Origin of the sequence: Dietzia natronolimnaea, from assembly GCF_002289575.1 — a bacterium.
Lineage (GTDB): Bacteria > Actinomycetota > Actinomycetes > Mycobacteriales > Mycobacteriaceae > Dietzia > Dietzia natronolimnaea_A.
This window is the reverse complement of the sequence record NZ_NTGA01000006.1, coordinates 58223-73829: the sequence shown is the minus strand read 5'-3', so window position 1 is coordinate 73829 and position 15607 is coordinate 58223. Positions and strand designations below refer to the sequence as shown.

Below are 15607 nucleotides of genomic sequence, written 5' to 3'. Positions count from 1 at the left end.
GGACACCCACTTTGTTCAGCAGTCTCCTAGGCGGGATGGCCCTGACGACGAGGACGGGCGCCCTCCCGGGGGAGGGCGCCCGTCCGTCGGCGGTCGGGACCTACAGTGCGAGATCCCCCTCGAACTCGGCCCTCTGGAGACGGTCCTTGACCGTGGTGAGGAAGCGGCCTGCGTCGGCGCCGTCGATGAGGCGGTGATCGTAGGTCAGGGGGAGGTACCCCATCGACCTGATGGCGATCGACTCGCCGTCGTCGTCCACATCCACCACGGGGCGCCGCACGATCGCACCGGTGCCCAGCATCGCCGCCTGGGGCGGCACGAGGATCGGGGTGTCGAACAACGCGCCCTCGCTCCCGATGTTGGTGATGGTGAAGGTCCCGCCCTGGAGGTCGTCCGGGGTGAGCTTGGAGGCCCGCGCCCGCTCCGCCAGGTCGATGATCGCCTTGGCGAGCCCGGGGATGTCCAGGTCCTGGGCATCGCGGATGACCGGTGAGAGCAGCCCGGCCTCGGTGTCCACGGCGATACCGAGGTTCACGGACCCGTGGTACGTGATCTCGTTGCTGTCCTCGTCGTACGACGCGTTGACGTTCGGGTGCGAGACCAGCGCCTCGACCACCGCCTTGGCGTAGAACGGCAGGTAGGTGAGCTTGACGCCGTGCGTGTCGGCGAACTGGCTCTTCGTCCGCGCCCTCAGCTGCGCGACGCGGCTCATGTCCACCTCGAAGACCTGGGTGAGCTGTGCGCTGGTCTGGAGCGACTCGCGGGTCTTCTTGGCGGTGATCTTGCGGATCCGGTTGGCCTTCTTGGTTGTCCCGCGCAATTTGGCGAGGTCGGGCCGGACCCCGGCCGTGGACGGGCCACCCGCTGGGGCCTTCTTCTCCGCGCCGCCGTCGGCGCCTCCCTCGGCCGCGGCGAGGACGTCCTGCTTACGGATGCGCCCACCGATCCCGGTGCCCTTGACGGAATCGAGGTCCACGCCGTGTTCCTGCGCGAGTTTGCGCACGAGCGGCGTGACGTAGGGGGAGGACCCGGTCGACGAGTCAGCGGCGTCGGCCGGGGCCCCGGCCGTGTCGGCGCCGCTGTCGCCGCCCTTGTCCCCGGCCGCGGCGAGAACGTCCTGTTTACGGATGCGCCCACTCGCCCCGGAACCCTCGACGGTGTCGAGGTCGACACCCTTCTCCTCGGCGAGCGTGCGTACCAACGGCGTGGCGGACGGCGACGTGCCGGACTTGGCGGCCTGCGCCGGTTCGGCCCGCTCACCGTGGGCACCCGACGCCGTCGCGACGTCATCGGACCCCGTGGACTTCTCGGCCTTCGCCGCAGCCTTGTCCGCGGCCTTCTTCTCGGTCTCCGGGGTGTCGCCGGCCGCGTCGTCCTGCTCGGCGGCGCCGGCCGCATCGGTGGCGTCACCTTCCGCCTGGGCGGGGGCGTCGTCCGGCCGGGCGGACTCCGCGGCGTCGGAGGTGCCCTCGTCCTCGGGGTGGTCGTCCTGGTCGGAGGCGTCTGCGTCTCCGATGACGGCGAGGACCGCGCCGACCTCGACGGTCTCGTCCTCGTCGGCGACGATCTTCTGGATGGTGCCGGCGACGGGGGAGGGGATCTCGGTGTCGACCTTGTCGGTGGAGACCTCGAGCAGGGGCTCGTCGACCTCGACGGTGTCGCCGACGGCCTTGAGCCAGTTGGTGATGGTGCCCTCGGTGACGGATTCGCCGAGTTCGGGCATGGTGACCTCGGTGCCCGTGCCGCCGGAGCCCTTCTTCTCGGAGTCCGTGGCGCCGGAGGACGCGCTGGGCGCGGGCTCGTCTGCCTCGTCGCCGCCCTGATCGACGCTGTCGGAGGGCTCGTCGGCGGAGTCGTCACCGCCGGCGGCGTCGGCGTCCGTCTCGTCGCCGTCCTCGGGGTGGTCGTCCTGGTCGGAGGCGTCTGCGTCTCCGATGACGGCGAGGACCGCGCCGACCTCGACGGTCTCGTCCTCGTCGGCGACGATCTTCTGGATGGTGCCGGCGACGGGGGAGGGGATCTCGGTGTCGACCTTGTCGGTGGAGACCTCGAGCAGGGGCTCGTCGACCTCGACGGTGTCGCCGACGGCCTTGAGCCAGTTGGTGATGGTGCCCTCGGTGACGGATTCGCCGAGTTCGGGCATGGTGACCTCGGTGCCCGTGCCGCCGGAGCCCTTCTTCTCGGAGTCCGTGGCGCCGGAGGACGCGCTGGGCGCGGGCTCGTCCGCCTCGTCGCCGCCCTGGTCGACGTTGTCGGAGGACTCGTCGGCGGAGTCGTCACCGCCGGCGGCGTCGTCGTCCGAGTCGTCGTCGGATCCACCGGAACCGTCGTCGATGATCGCGAGCTCGCCGCCGATCTCGATGGTCTCGTCCTCGTCGGCGACGATCTTGGACAGGGTGCCCGCTGCGGGCGACGGGATCTCGGTGTCGACCTTGTCGGTGGAGACCTCGAGCAACGGCTCGTCGACCTCGACCGTGTCCCCCTCCTTCTTGAGCCAGCGGGTGACGGTGCCCTCGCTCACGGATTCACCGAGAGCCGGCATCTGTACGGAGAAGGCCATGGTGTCGTGACTCCTCAAGAGTTGTGGGCGCTGCCCGCCGGCGCGATCCGCGCCCGCGTGAGCGGCGACATGGTGGTGAGCTGTCAGTTCTGCGTCGACCCGGGAGAGAACCGCTGTGGCGGTCCGCCCGGACGATCGCACACCATTGTGCCCTGTGCCACCTGCCGGTGTCGTCGGACGCCCCGATCCCGGCGTCAGCGGCCGCCTGAACCGGCCGGCGTCCACGCCATCACCGGTGCTGGCGCTCGGTACGATCGGATGTCACAGACGGCCCCACCCCGGACGGGGGGCCGACGGGAGGAGTCCGACAGTGGCGATCCGCGATCTATTCCGGCGGCGGCAGACCCGGATCCCGGCGGATCCCGCTGACCTCGCCCACTTCCGGTCGTGGTGCGAGACCAGGGTGGGGGTCGAGGCGTACCTCGAGCCCGAGACGCTCGTGTCGGTGCCCGGGCTTCTCCTGGTCGCCTTCGACGGCGAGTGGACGCGACGCCCGGTGGGGGATGTCGCCACCGCGCGCAAGCTCGCCGACGAGCTGGGGATCCCCCTGTACGACGCCATGGAGACCGGCTACCCGGACCGGATGCGGCTCTTCGAGGAGGTCCGGATCTCGCGCGAGCGCAAGGAGAGGGCCCGCCGGCTCCGCGAGCAGATGCGCGGAGCCGACGGGAGCTGACCCTCGACGATCGGGTCGGCCGGCCGCGGTGTCGTCTGCCGGGGGAGCCGGTGTCAGCCGGCGGAGGCGATGTCCTCGAGCGCGGCGAGCATCGTCCGCACGGGGACCCCGGTCCCCCCCTTGGGCAGGTACCCCTCGGCACCGCCGTCGTTGTAGGCCGGGCCGGCCACGTCGATGTGGACCCACTCGACGCCCTCGGCGACGAACTCGGAGAGGAACAGGCCCGCGGAGAGCATGCCCCCCCAACGGTGCGGGGTGACGTTGGTCAGATCCGCGACCTCGGAGTCGAGCCCGTCACGCAGTTCCTCCGGCAGCGGCATCGGCCAGCCGCCCTCGCCGACCTCGCGGCTGAGTCCGGCCACCCGGTCCCGGAAGTCCTCGGTGCCCATGACGCCGGGGGTCTTCTTGCCCAGGGCCACCATCTGTGCGCCGGTGAGCGTCGCGGTGTCGATGAGGTGCGAGGGCGAGTCCTCGCAGGCCCTGACGATGGCGTCGGCGAGGATGAGTCGGCCCTCGGCGTCGGTGTTCTGCACCTCCACCGTCGTCCCGCCGTACATGGTGAGCACGTCACCGGGGCGGTACGCCGTGGACGACGGCATGTTCTCGGCCATCGGGACGGTGGCCACCACGGTGAGGTCCAGCCCGAGTCGGGCGGCGAGGATGACGGTCGCGACGACGGCGGCCGCTCCGCCCATGTCCATGGTCATCTGCTCCATCCCCGCGGCCGGCTTGATGGAGATGCCGCCGGTGTCGAACGTGACGCCCTTTCCGACCAACGCGACCGTGGGTCGACCCTCGGCCCCGCGGTGGGTGAGACGGACCAGTCGCGGACCGCGGGAGGACCCTCCGCCCACCGCCAGGATGCCGCCGAAGCCGCCCTCCGCGAGAGCGGACTCGTCCAGGACCTCCACCTCGAGGCCCGCGCCGGCAGCGAGATCGGCCGCACGGTCCGCGAAGGAGCCGGGGAAGAGCAGGTTGGGCGGGGTGTTGACCAGGTCTCGAGCCAGGCTGACGCACTCCGCGATCGTGGCCGCGCGGGTCACGGCGTCCTCGCCGCCCTCCGCGACCAGCACCTTCACGGAGTCCGCCTTCTCGTCGTCGCCGTCATCCTTCGCGGTGACCTTGGCCGGCCGGAACGATCCCAGCGCCGCCCCCAACGCGACGGCCTCGGCGCGCCCGGGGTCGAGCAGGACCAGCGCGGCGCCCAGGCCGCGGCACGCGCGCGCGGCGGCGCCGGCCGCCCGGCGCAGCGTCTCGTCACCGACCTCGTCGTCAGAGGATCCGAGGCCGACGAGCACCACGGACCGTCCCGGGACGCCCGCCGGTGCCGGGACGCGGGTGGTGGACCCGACCTTGGTGGAGGCGCCGACGGAGTGGGCCAGGTCCGCGAGCGCCGCGGTCGAATCGCCGTCGAGACCCGGGGCGACGACGACGGGGGCCGCTTTCGTCCCTCCGCCCTCGCCCGACCCCGCGTCCGCGGCGATACCGACCACGACCACCTCGGACTCGACAGGTGTCGTGACGGCCTCGATCACGGCGAGGTCCGGGCTGTGGGTGAGGATCGACTGCGCGGTGGGCATGAAGCACTCCTGGCGTTCGGCGTGGACGTACGGGACGTGTCGGGTGCCCTGACGACGTGGCGTGACCGCCAGGGCCGGGGCACCATAGTCTATCGACTACCGTGGGGGCACAGCCGTACCAAGGAGCGCGAGGAGTGGCGACATGACAGACACCGGGGACCTCTTCGAGGGGCCGCTGCACTCTCGTCACGTGGAGGCCGGTGCCACGTTCGCCCCCTTCGGTGGCTGGTCGATGCCCGTGCAGTACACGGGCACGGTCGCCGAGCACACCGCCACCCGCACCGCGGTCGGACTGTTCGACGTCAGCCACCTCGGCAAGGCGCTCGTGACCGGCCCCGGCGCCGCCGAGTTAGTCAACACGTGTGTCACCAACGACCTCGACCGCATCTCGGCGGGCAGTGCGCAGTACACGCTGTGCTGCGACGAGTCCGGGGGAGTCGTCGATGACCTCATCGCCTACCGCGTCTCCGACGAGGAGATCTTCCTGATCCCCAACGCCGCCAACACCGCCGAGGTGGTGCGACGGATGCAGGCCGCGGCGGCGGAGCGGGCGCCCGAGGTCGACGTCACCGATCAGCACCGCTCCCGCGCCGTGATCGCCGTGCAGGGCCCGCTCGCCGGTGAGGTCCTCACCGCGGTCGGCCTGCCCGTCGACCTGGACTACATGGCCTTCGTCGACGCCGACTGGAACGGGCAGCCCGTCCGGGTCTGCCGCACCGGGTACACCGGCGAGTACGGCTTCGAGGTCCTGCCCGCCTGGGACCAGGCCGGTCCCGTCTGGGACGCGCTCGCCGAGCAGGTCCTCGCGCGCGAGGGCGCGCTGTGTGGTCTGGGTGCCCGCGACTCGTTGCGCACCGAGGCCGGCTACCCGCTGCACGGGCACGAGCTGGCCCTCGACCTCTCCCCGCTCGAAGCCCGCTGCGCGTGGGCCATCGGTTGGGACAAGCCGTCCTTCTGGGGGCGCGACGAGCTGGTGCGTCAGAAGGAGGCCGGGCCCGCCCGGCGCATGTACGCACTCGAGGTCACGGGCCGCGGGGTGCTGCGCGCCGGCCAGACCGTGCGGGCCGGCGGACGCGACGTGGGCGTCACCAGCTCCGGCACGTTCTCGCCGACCCTGAAGACGGGGATCGGGCTCGCGTTCGTCGAGCTGGACTCCGGGCTCAAGAAGGGCGACGAGGTCGTCGTCGACGTACGGGGGCGAGAGGTACCGTGCCGCCTCGCGGTACCCCCGCTCGTCGAGATCCGCACCCGCTGACCCGCCCCTTCTCACCTAAGCGAGACGACATGTCCCAGTTCGACATCCGCCCTTCGGCCACCCCGAAGACGGCCGCCGAGCGCGAAGCCATCCTCGCGGCTCCCGGCTTCGGCAAGCACTTCACCGACCACATGGTCACCCTTCCGTACTCCGACGGGTCCTGGGGTACCCCGACGGTCGAGGCCTACGCCCCGCTGTCGATCGACCCCTCCGCCGTGGTCCTGCACTACGCCCAGACGATCTTCGAGGGTCTCAAGGCGTACCGGCAGGCCGACGACTCCATCGCCTCCTTCCGGCCGGAGCAGAACGCGGCGCGCTTCAACCGGTCCGCGCAGCGTCTGGCCATGCCGACGCTGCCCGAGGAGCTCTTCATGGAGTCCCTGCGGCAGATCGTGGCGATCGACCGCGACTGGGTTCCCGCCGCTGGCGGGGAGGAGGCCCTCTACCTGCGGCCTTTCATGATCGCGACGGAGACCGGCCTGGGTGTGCGCCCTGCGGACGAGTACCTCTACTCGGTCATCGCCTCTCCCGCGGGCGCCTACTTCTCGCGTGGAGTGGCCCCGGTGAGCGTGTGGCTGAGCACCGAATACGTGAGGGCCAGCCCGGGCGGAACCGGCGCGGCGAAGTTCGGGGGGAACTACGCGGCGTCGCTGCGGGCGCAGGAGCAGGCCGCCGGCGAGGGATGCGACCAGGTGGTGTGGCTGGACGCCATCGAGCGCAGGTACGTCGAGGAGATGGGCGGGATGAACCTGTTCTTCATCCTCGGCACCGGCGAGTCGGCGGAGATCGTCACCCCGGAGCTGTCCGGTTCGCTCCTGCCCGGCGTGACACGCGACAGCCTCATCCGCCTCGCGCGGCACCTCGGTCATCCCGTCACCGAGCGGAAGGTCTCGGTGGAGGAGTGGGAGGCCGGGGTGGCCTCCGGGGAGATCACCGAGGTGTTCGCCTGCGGGACCGCGGCCGTGATCACGCCCGTCGGGTCCGTCCGGCACAGCGGGGGCGGCTACACCGTCGGCGACGGCGGCCCCGGTGAGATCACCATGCGTCTGCGCGAGACCCTCACCGGGATCCAGCGCGGATCCGTGGAGGACACCTTCGGGTGGATGACCACTCTCGCCTGACCGGATCGACGCACCGGGGCCGCGTCCGCGCGGGTCTCTCCGTGACGCGTGTCAGGCCAGGATGACGGCGACGACGAGGGCCGCGGCCGTGCCCGCCTCGATCCCCGCGCCCAGGATGTCGCCGTTGACGCCGCCGAGCCGACGGACGGCATGGCGTGCGAAGCCCGCGGCGGCGGCGTAGAGGGCCAGGCCCATCGCCGCTCCGATGAGCGGAGCCAACCAGGATCCCGCGCCTTGCGCCCCGGCCAGACCGGCGCCGGCCGCGACGCAGACCAGACCGACCGCCACCACCGCCGTCCGGGACTGCGACCCGGCCACCAGGGCGCCGAAGCCCGACGTGGTCGCCGCGGGGACGCCCCGTCGCAGCTGCACCACCGGCAGGCAACGGGACAGGACGAAGGCCGCGATCGGGGCCAGCCACGCGCCCGAGGCGACCAGCGCGCCGAGAGCGGCGACCTCGGCGAGCAGGACGAGGACCAGGACCGCGCCGCCCATCGGACCCATCGTCCCGGATCGCATGATCTCCAGCGCCCGCTCGGGCCCGGCGTACGACCCCAGCCCGTCCGCGGTGTCCGCCAGCGCGTCCACGTGCATCGCGCGGGTCAACGCCAGCACCGCGGCGACCCCCACCACCCCGGAGAGGACGGGGCCCGCCCCGAGCACGTGTGCCCCGTGGGCGGTGGCGGTGGCGACCACCCCGCAGACGAGCCCGACCACCGGCAGGGCGGTCATCGCCCGACCGGCCTCGGACGGGCCCGGCCCCGCGGGCCGGCCCGCACCACCGACGGGGAGCACCGTCATCCAGGACAGTGCGAGGCGGACCGGGTCGACCATGTCAGGCCTTGCCGCTGACCCCGGCGTCGGCGAAGGTCGCCATCTCCGTGAGGACCGCGATCGCGGCGTGGACCGTGGGTAGCGCGGCGACGGCCCCGCTGCCCTCGCCCAGGCGCATGGAGTGGTCGAGGATCGGCTCGAGCGAGAGGTAGGTCAGCGCGGCGGAATGGGCCGGCTCGGCGCTCCGGTGACCGGCGACCCACCACTGGCGTGCCCCGGGTGCCAGGGCCTCGGCGAGCAGTGCCGCCGCCGTGACCACCGACCCGTCGAGGATGCAGGGGGTCTTGCGGACCGCGGCCTGGGCGAGGAACCCCGCCATCGCCGCGAGGTCGGCGCCCGCGACCCGGCGGAGCATGCCCACCGGGTCACGGAGGTCACCGGAGGCCCGGAACATCGCGTCACGGATCGCGGCGGTCTTGCGCATCCACCCGACGTCGTCGATCCCGGTGCCACGGCCGACCAACTCGACCGGCTCGCGACCGGTGACGAGGCAGGTGATCACAGTCGCCGGCGTGGTGTTGCCGATACCGAGGTCGCCCGCGATGAGCAGATCCGCACCCGAGTCGACCTCCTCGTCGGCGATCCGGCGGCCGGCCGCGATCGCGGCCCGGACCTCGTCGTGGCTCAGCGCGTCCTCGCGATCGATCGACCCGCTGGAGCGTCGGATCTTGTGGTCGTCCAACCCTCCGGGGCGTTCCGCGGCCATGGACAGGTCGGCCACCCTCACCGTCGCCCGCGCCGCGCGGGCGAGAACGGACACGGCCGCACCACCGCCCACGATGTTGTCGGCCATCTGCAGGGTGACCTCCTGCGGGAAGGCGGAGACCCCGTTCGTGGCCACACCGTGGTCGCCGGCGAAGACCACGACCCGGGCTCTCTCGAGAGGGCGGGGCGGGCACGTCTCCTGGCACGCCGAGATCCACACCCCGATCTCCTCCAGCCGACCGAGCGAACCCGACGGCTTGGTCAGCTCCAGCTGCCGGGCTCGGGCCTCGTCGGCGACGGTGTAGGAGGGCGGGTGGACAGGGGGGAACGACACGGGGTCGTCGTAGTGCTCGATGTCCCCGAGACCGGGGAAATCCTCCGGCCCCGGTGCGACCGCCGCGGCGACCACCTTCTCTGCCCCGGCCCGGGCGTCCGGAGCGGGTGGCGGCTCGGTCACCCGCTGCGCGGCGGGGCCCCCGGCGTCGGAGAGCGTCAGGACCCGCCCGGCGACGACGAGGACGGCCGAGTCGCACACGTCGGCCAGCCGCCGGTTGAGCGCACCGAGCAGATCCGAGAAGAGGCGCCCGGAGAGCGAGTCGGGCACGACCCCGAGGCCGACCTCGGGGGACACGAGGATCAGCGAACCGGTGTGGGCGGCGACCGCCGAGACCAACGAGTCGACCTCACCGGCCACGGCCGCCCCGCCGTCGGACCATCCGAGGGTGGCGTCCATCCTGCGGGTCAGCCAGCCTCCGAGGTCGTCGACGAGGACCGTGTCATCCGGATGCCCGGCGAGCACCCTCGCGATCTCGTCGGTCTCCTCGGTGGACCAGTCGGAGGGTCTGCGGTCCCGGTGTGCGGTGATCCTGGCGGTCATCTCCGCATCGTCGTGATCCGGTCGCGCGGTGGCCACGTACACCACGCCCGCACCGGTGGCTGCGGCGACCGACTCGGCGTGGGCGGACTTGCCCGAGCGGGTGCCGCCGAGGACGAGCATGCGCATGGCGTTCGGAGGCCTTCCGTGGTTCGTCGGTGAGGACGGCTGTCGGTGGGACCAGCCCTCCCTCAGGTCAGCAGTGGGTCAGATGGAGTCGCCGGGACGGACCCTCGGTCGTGGGGTGCGGAGCATCCGGGGCTGGGTCGCCCGCATCACCGCGTACCACCCCATGCCGAAGCCGGTGTCGTCGGTGTCCGGGAACCGCTCGCGGACGACACTGTTGACCTTGCGTCCGAGCAGGATGCCGTCCACCACCACGACGACGATGAGGATGAGGAACAGGTTCTGGCTGTAGAACATCAACGCGGGATTCGGTATGAGCTGGAAGATGATCACGAACAGCGCGAGCGGCATGAAGAAGTTGATCAGGCGCCGGTGGGTGTCCACCCAGTCGCGGGCGAAGCGACGGACCTCGCCGCGGTCGCGCGAGAGGACGTAACGGTCGTCGCCGGCCATCATGAGCTGACGGCGCTCCTCACGGGCGGCCCGCTCCTCGGCCTTGGACGCTCTGCGCTCGTCTCTGGACATGTTCGCCCGGGCGGCCTTCCGCCGCTCCTTGGCCTCCTTGCGGGTGACGGGCGCCGTGACGGGCCCGGTCCGCAGACCCCGCGCGCGCTCCTGGTCCCTCCGCCTGGGGGTGGGCTTGCCCTTGCCCGCGGGTCGCCGGGCGTCCCGCGCCGGAGACGCGGTACCGGTCGCGGCCCCGGCCCCGGTATCGGTCGGCGTGACGCCGGAAGAGGACTCCGCACCGGAGTCGGTACCTGCGGAACTCTTGCCGGAGTCGTCTTTACTGGAGCCGAATGCACGCAACTTCACGTACCCAGGCTAGGCGATCGGGCCGGGCCGAGGACATTCACCCGTCACTCCCCGCAGGCGTATCGTGTCAGGCGACGCGGCGTCCGGGGAATAGAGACCTCCCCGGTGGACGTTGCACCACCGTAGGACGCCACCGAAGACCCTCTCGGATCGCAAGGAGAACCGACATGACCACTGCGGAGAACACCTCCACGGAGACCACCGCCACGGGTGTGCTGCTCACCGACGCCGCCGCCTCGAAGGCCAAGGCGCTCCTCGACCAGGAAGGTCGCGACGACCTGGCTCTGCGCATCGCCGTCCAGCCGGGCGGATGTGCTGGCCTGCGCTACCAGCTCTTCTTCGACGACCGTTCGCTCGACGGCGACGTCGTCGACGACTTCGGCGGCATCAAGCTCGCCGTCGACCGGATGAGCGTGCCCTACCTGACCGGTGCGTCGATCGACTTCGTCGACACCATCGAGAAGCAGGGTTTCACCATCGACAACCCCCAGGCCACCGGGTCGTGCGCCTGCGGTGACTCGTTCAACTGAGTTCACCAGGGCAGTTCCCGGGCCGAGCCCCGGGGCACCGACGACCCGGACCGACAGCGTGTCGGCCCGGGTCGTCTACTGTCTGGAGCATGTCAGTAGTCATCACGGGTTCCATCGCCACCGACCACCTCATGACCTTCTCGGGCAGGTTCTCCGAGCAGCTCCTGGCCGACCAGCTGGCGCACGTCTCGCTGAGCTTCCTGGTGGACTCCCTCCAGATCCGGCGCGGCGGGGTGGGTGGCAACATCGCGTTCGCGCTCGGGGTGCTCGGCCGCCGTCCTCACCTGGTCGGCGCCGCCGGAGAGGACTTCGCGGAATACCGCGACTGGCTGGAGAGGCACGGGGTCGACACCTCGGCGGTCCACATCAGTTCCGCGCTCCACACCGCGCGGTTCGTGTGCACCACCGACTCCGACATGGCGCAGCTCGCCTCGTTCTACCCGGGAGCGATGGGGGAGGCGGCCACCATCTCGCTGGCCCGCCTGGTCGACCGCATCGGCCGCCCGGAGATCGTGCTCATCGGCGCCAACGACCCGACCGCGATGAACTCCCACACCGCGGAGTGCCGCGAACTCGGCCTGGACTTCGCGGCCGACCCCTCTCAGCAGTTGGCGTTCCTCGACGGTGAGGCCGCCGCGGCGCTGGTCGACGGCGCCCGGTACCTGTTCACCAACGAGTACGAGTACGAGTTGCTGCTGAACAAGACCGGGTGGACGGCGGCGGAACTGGACGACAGGGTCGGCACCCGCATCACCACCCGCGGCGGCAAGAGCGTGATCATCGTGGAGAAGGGCGCCGAGCCCCTCGAGGTGGGCGTCGTCCCCGCGGACACCCTGCTCGACCCCACAGGCGTCGGGGACGCGTTCCGCGCCGGCTTCCTCGCCGGGGTGGTCGACGGGTTCTCGCTCGAGCGTTCCGCCCAGTTCGGGGCCCTCGTCGCCACCCACGTGCTGGAGACCACCGGGACCCAGGAGTGGAGCATCGACCCCGCCGCTGCGCGCCGGCGACTCGCCGATGCCTACGGGGACGAGGCCGCCGAGGAGCTCGCGGCGCTGCTGCCCGCCTGATCTCGCCCGGGTCGCTCACCGCCGAGCCGGCGTCAAACGACCCACCAGCGACCAACCCCCGACGAGAAGAGCGTTCCGCACGCATTCCCCGAGAGGGTGTGTGCGGAACGCTCTTCTCGATGGGTCGGGCCTGCGGGGGCTCGAGTGCGGATCCGGCTGGCCGCGGGGTCGGCTCGGGCTAGAGGCGCACGGGGTAGTCCCGCTGTTCGATGTCCGGGGTGATGCGCCCCTCCACGAAGATGCCGTGCCAGATCATGAAGCACAGCATCGTCCAGATCCGGCGGCTGTGGTCGGACTCGCCACGTCGGTGCTCGTCGAGCATGCGCATCACGGCGGCCTTGTCCACGAACTCGTCGGTGCCCGAGGCCAGGACCTGCGCGCGCGCCCAGTCGTGCAGCTCCGGTCCGGCCAGCCAGTGCCGGGTCGGGACCGGGAAGCCGAGCTTCTTCCGGTGCAGCACGTGCGCCGGCACGATCCGCTCGAGCGCCTTGCGGAGCGCGTACTTGGTGGTCCCGTGAGCGACCTTCTCCGTGTACGGCAGGCGGGAGGCCACCTCGTAGACCTCGCGGTCGAGGAACGGCACGCGCAGCTCGAGCGAGTTGGCCATGGTCATCCGGTCGGCCTTGACCAGGATGTCGCCGCGCAGCCACGTGAACAGGTCCAGGTGCTGCATGCGGGCGACGGGGTCCCAGCCGCGCGAACGCTCGTAGATGGGGCCCGTGACGTCCTGGTGGCCCCATTCGGCCCGGTAGTCGGTGAGGACCGAGCGGACCTGGTCCTCCGAGAACGAGCGCGCGTTGCCGTAGTAGCGGTCCTCGAGGGTCATGGATCCGCGGTGCAACAGGCTCTTGCCGCGGGTGCCCTCGGGGATTCGGGCGCTCACCCGCCCGAGGGCCCGGCGCAGGCCGCCGGGTACCTTCTCGAACGGCGCCAGGGACAGCGGCTCCTTGTAGATGGTGTACCCGCCGAAGAGCTCATCGGCCCCCTCGCCGGACAGCACCACCTTGACGTGCTTGCGGGCTTCGCGGGCGACGAAGTACAGGGGCACCAGCGCCGGATCGGCGACGGGCTCGTCGAGGTACCAGATGATCTCCGGGATCGCGGCGGCGAACTCCTCCGGCGAGACCACCTTGACGATGTGCTCCACACCGATCGCCGCCGCGGACTCCGCGGCCACGTCCACCTCCGAGTAGCCCTCCCGCTCGAAACCGGTGGTGAAGGTGAGGAGGTTCTCGTTGTGACGCCGCGCCAGGGCGGCGATGGCGGTGGAGTCGATACCGCCGGACAGGAAAGACCCCACGGTGACGTCAGCACGCATGTGCTTGGCGACGGAGTCCTCCAGAGCCACCGCGATCTCCTCGTAGCGGCGCTCGGCGTCACCGTCGGCGATGGGCGCCACGGGGAACGTCGGCTCGAAGTACCGCTCGATCACGGGGGCGGTTCCGGGGGAGAGGGTGGCGTGGCATCCGGACTCCAACCGCCGGACACCGCGCGTCAGCGTCTCGTCCTCCGGGACGTACTGGAGGGTGACGTAGTGCTGCAGGGCGCGGGCGTCGAGAGACGTGTCGACGTCGAGCACTCCGGCGAGCTCGGTGATCGACTTCTTCTCGCTCGCGAATGCGGTGCCCCCGGGCCCGCTGGCCATGTAGAGCGGCTTGATGCCGAAGGGGTCGCGCGCGACGAACAGCGTGCGTTCGACGGTGTCCCAGATCGCGAAGGCGAACATCCCGCGGAGCCGGCGGACGGCCGCGGGGCCCCAGTGGTGGAAGGAGACCACGATCGGCTCGCCGTCACCCTCGGTGCGGAACTCGGCGTCGAACCCCGCCCGGAGCTCCGCTCGGAGCTCGACGTAGTTGTAGATCTCGCCGTTGAAGGTCAGTGCGTAGCGATCGGGGCTCTCGGGAGGCCCCCAGCGCAGCGGCTGGTGTGAATGGGCGATGTCGATGATCGACAGTCGGTTGAAACCGAACGCCAGGTCGTCGTCAACCCAGGTCCCCACTTCGTCCGGGCCACGGTGCCGCTGGCACCCCATCGCGTCCAGAACCCTCGACTCGTGGGTGCGGGCGGAGCCGTCGGGGGTGAGCAGACCAAGCAGGCCACACATTCGTCGGGTACCTCGTCGATCGTCGTCGGGGGTGGGGCAGAACCCGCGTCCGCGGGCCACGATGGATTCGAATACTACTGGTCCCGGGGTTCGGGCCCACGGCACCGGACGGCGGAGGGGTGGGATGGGTGAAATGCCGGGACCCGCGGCCTCCAAACTGAGAGCCGTGGTCTACGATTCCTAAGTGTCCCGGCCACGTGGTCGGTGCCGCTGATCAGGAAGGCGTGATGGTGGAACAGCGTGACGGGCGTCGTCGGACGCGCAGGGCTGCACTCGCGGTGTCGCTCGCCACAGTGGGCTTGGTGTTGTCCGGTTGCAGCCTCCACACCGACAACAAGTGGTGGAACCAGACCGTGAACTTCGGGTTCCCGAACGGGATCACGCCCGAGGGCATCGCCATCAGGGAGTTCTGGACGGGCACCGTCATCACGTCTCTGATCGTCGGATTCTTCGTGTGGGGCCTGATCTTCTGGACGATGGCCTTCCACCGCAAGAGGAAGAACGACGACGGCGAGTTCCCGCGCCAGACCGCCTACAACGTCCCGCTCGAGCTGGTCTACACCGCGGTGCCGTTCGTGATCATCTCGGTGCTCTTCTACTTCACCGTCATCACGCAGAACAAGGTCCTCGACCTCCGACCGGAGGAGGAGGTCGGCGTCAAGGTGGACGTCACCGCCTTCCAGTGGAACTGGAAGTTCGGGTACAACAAGGTCGACGTCGCCGGCGTGTCCATCGAGGACGGCACCAACGAGGAGGCCCAGCGTGCTGCCGAGGAGGCCGGCGTGCTGTCCGACGAGGAGCGCATGGCCCGCGGCCACCACGGTGAGCCCGCCGCAGGCGGTCCGATCCACGGTCGCCTGGCGGAGGACAAGTCGTACCTGCACTTCAACAACATCGAGACCGTCGGAACCTCGGAAGAGGTCCCGGTGCTCGTCCTCCCGACCGGAACCCGAATCGAGTTCCGCCTGGCGGCTGCCGACGTGATCCACTCCTTCTGGATCCCCGAGTTCATCTACAAGCTCGACGTGATGCCCCACCCGGGCCAGAACCAGCAGCTGAGCATGTTCCAGATCGCCGAGATCGAGCGTGAGGGTGCGTTCGTCGGTCGATGCGCCGAGATGTGCGGCGCCTACCACGCGATGATGAACTTCGAGCTCAGGGCGGTGTCGCCGGAGGCCTTCGCGGAGTACATCCAGTTCCGCCAGGACAACCCGACCGCGTCCAACGCCGAGGCGCTCGCGTCGATCGGTGAGGCGCCCTACTCCACCTCCACGGCGCCGTTCAAGACCGGCCGCAGCGATACCCGCGACCAGAACAACATCATCGAGAACGCGTCCGCTAACTAACGTCTCTCCCGGTATC

12 protein-coding genes are annotated in these 15607 nt (G+C 70.9%); 6 read left to right on the top strand and 6 right to left on the bottom strand.

Annotated elements, in window-relative coordinates:
* Positions 1-100 precede the first annotated feature (100 nt).
* Positions 101-2560 carry a 2-oxoglutarate dehydrogenase, E2 component, dihydrolipoamide succinyltransferase gene (gene sucB / locus CEY15_RS03790; RefSeq protein WP_176475010.1) on the bottom strand — a complete coding sequence of 820 codons (2460 nt, stop codon included), beginning with the start codon at positions 2558-2560 and terminating at the stop codon, positions 101-103.
* 310 nt (positions 2561-2870) lie between these two features.
* Between sucB and CEY15_RS03780 the strand changes: the two genes are divergently transcribed.
* The gene (locus CEY15_RS03780; protein WP_095717372.1) at positions 2871-3236 is read left to right on the top strand and encodes an oxidoreductase; all 366 of its coding nucleotides are present in this window, start codon (positions 2871-2873) and stop codon (positions 3234-3236) included.
* Between the two features lie 53 nt (positions 3237-3289).
* Here CEY15_RS03780 and CEY15_RS03775 read toward each other — a convergent pair whose 3' ends face one another.
* Positions 3290-4816, bottom strand: a complete 1527-nt coding sequence (locus tag CEY15_RS03775; protein WP_095717371.1) for a leucyl aminopeptidase — start codon at positions 4814-4816, stop codon at positions 3290-3292.
* A 142-nt stretch (positions 4817-4958) separates the two neighbouring features.
* On the opposite strand from CEY15_RS03775, the gene gcvT reads away from it, so the two are divergent.
* Positions 4959-6071, top strand: a complete 1113-nt coding sequence (gene gcvT / locus CEY15_RS03770) for a glycine cleavage system aminomethyltransferase GcvT (protein ID WP_095717370.1) — start codon at positions 4959-4961, stop codon at positions 6069-6071.
* Between the two features lie 29 nt (positions 6072-6100).
* Positions 6101-7192 (top strand): branched-chain amino acid aminotransferase, encoded by a 1092-nt coding sequence (locus CEY15_RS03765; protein ID WP_095717369.1) that lies wholly within the window; start codon positions 6101-6103, stop codon positions 7190-7192.
* 51 nt (positions 7193-7243) lie between these two features.
* Here the strand turns inward: CEY15_RS03765 and CEY15_RS03760 are convergent, their stop codons facing one another.
* The 3 genes from CEY15_RS03760 to CEY15_RS03750 all read right to left on the bottom strand — a co-directional run bounded on the left by CEY15_RS03760 (position 7244) and on the right by CEY15_RS03750 (position 10544).
* Positions 7244-8026: an adenosylcobinamide-GDP ribazoletransferase gene (locus CEY15_RS03760; protein WP_095717368.1), complete on the bottom strand. Its 783-nt coding sequence runs from the start codon at positions 8024-8026 to the stop codon at positions 7244-7246.
* A 1-nt stretch (position 8027) separates the two neighbouring features.
* A complete protein-coding gene (gene cobT / locus CEY15_RS03755; RefSeq protein ID WP_095717367.1) occupies positions 8028-9734 on the bottom strand; it encodes a nicotinate-nucleotide--dimethylbenzimidazole phosphoribosyltransferase in 1707 nt (568 codons plus the stop codon).
* Positions 9735-9812: 78 nt separating this feature from the next.
* Complete coding sequence (locus CEY15_RS03750) at positions 9813-10544, bottom strand: DUF3043 domain-containing protein (protein WP_095717366.1); 732 nt, start codon at positions 10542-10544, stop codon at positions 9813-9815.
* Positions 10545-10711: 167 nt separating this feature from the next.
* Between CEY15_RS03750 and CEY15_RS03745 the strand changes: the two genes are divergently transcribed.
* A complete protein-coding gene (locus tag CEY15_RS03745) occupies positions 10712-11074 on the top strand; it encodes a HesB/IscA family protein (protein ID WP_095717365.1) in 363 nt (120 codons plus the stop codon).
* 89 nt (positions 11075-11163) lie between these two features.
* On the top strand, positions 11164-12141 hold the full coding sequence (locus CEY15_RS03740) for a carbohydrate kinase family protein (protein ID WP_095717364.1): 978 nt from the start codon (positions 11164-11166) through the stop codon (positions 12139-12141).
* Between the two features lie 178 nt (positions 12142-12319).
* Here the strand turns inward: CEY15_RS03740 and asnB are convergent, their stop codons facing one another.
* Entirely contained in the window at positions 12320-14245 is a 1926-nt protein-coding gene (asnB, locus tag CEY15_RS03735) for an asparagine synthase (glutamine-hydrolyzing) (RefSeq protein ID WP_095717363.1), read from the bottom strand.
* A 227-nt stretch (positions 14246-14472) separates the two neighbouring features.
* Between asnB and ctaC the strand changes: the two genes are divergently transcribed.
* A complete protein-coding gene (gene ctaC, locus CEY15_RS03730) occupies positions 14473-15591 on the top strand; it encodes an aa3-type cytochrome oxidase subunit II (RefSeq protein WP_095717362.1) in 1119 nt (372 codons plus the stop codon).
* Positions 15592-15607: the final 16 nt, after the last annotated feature.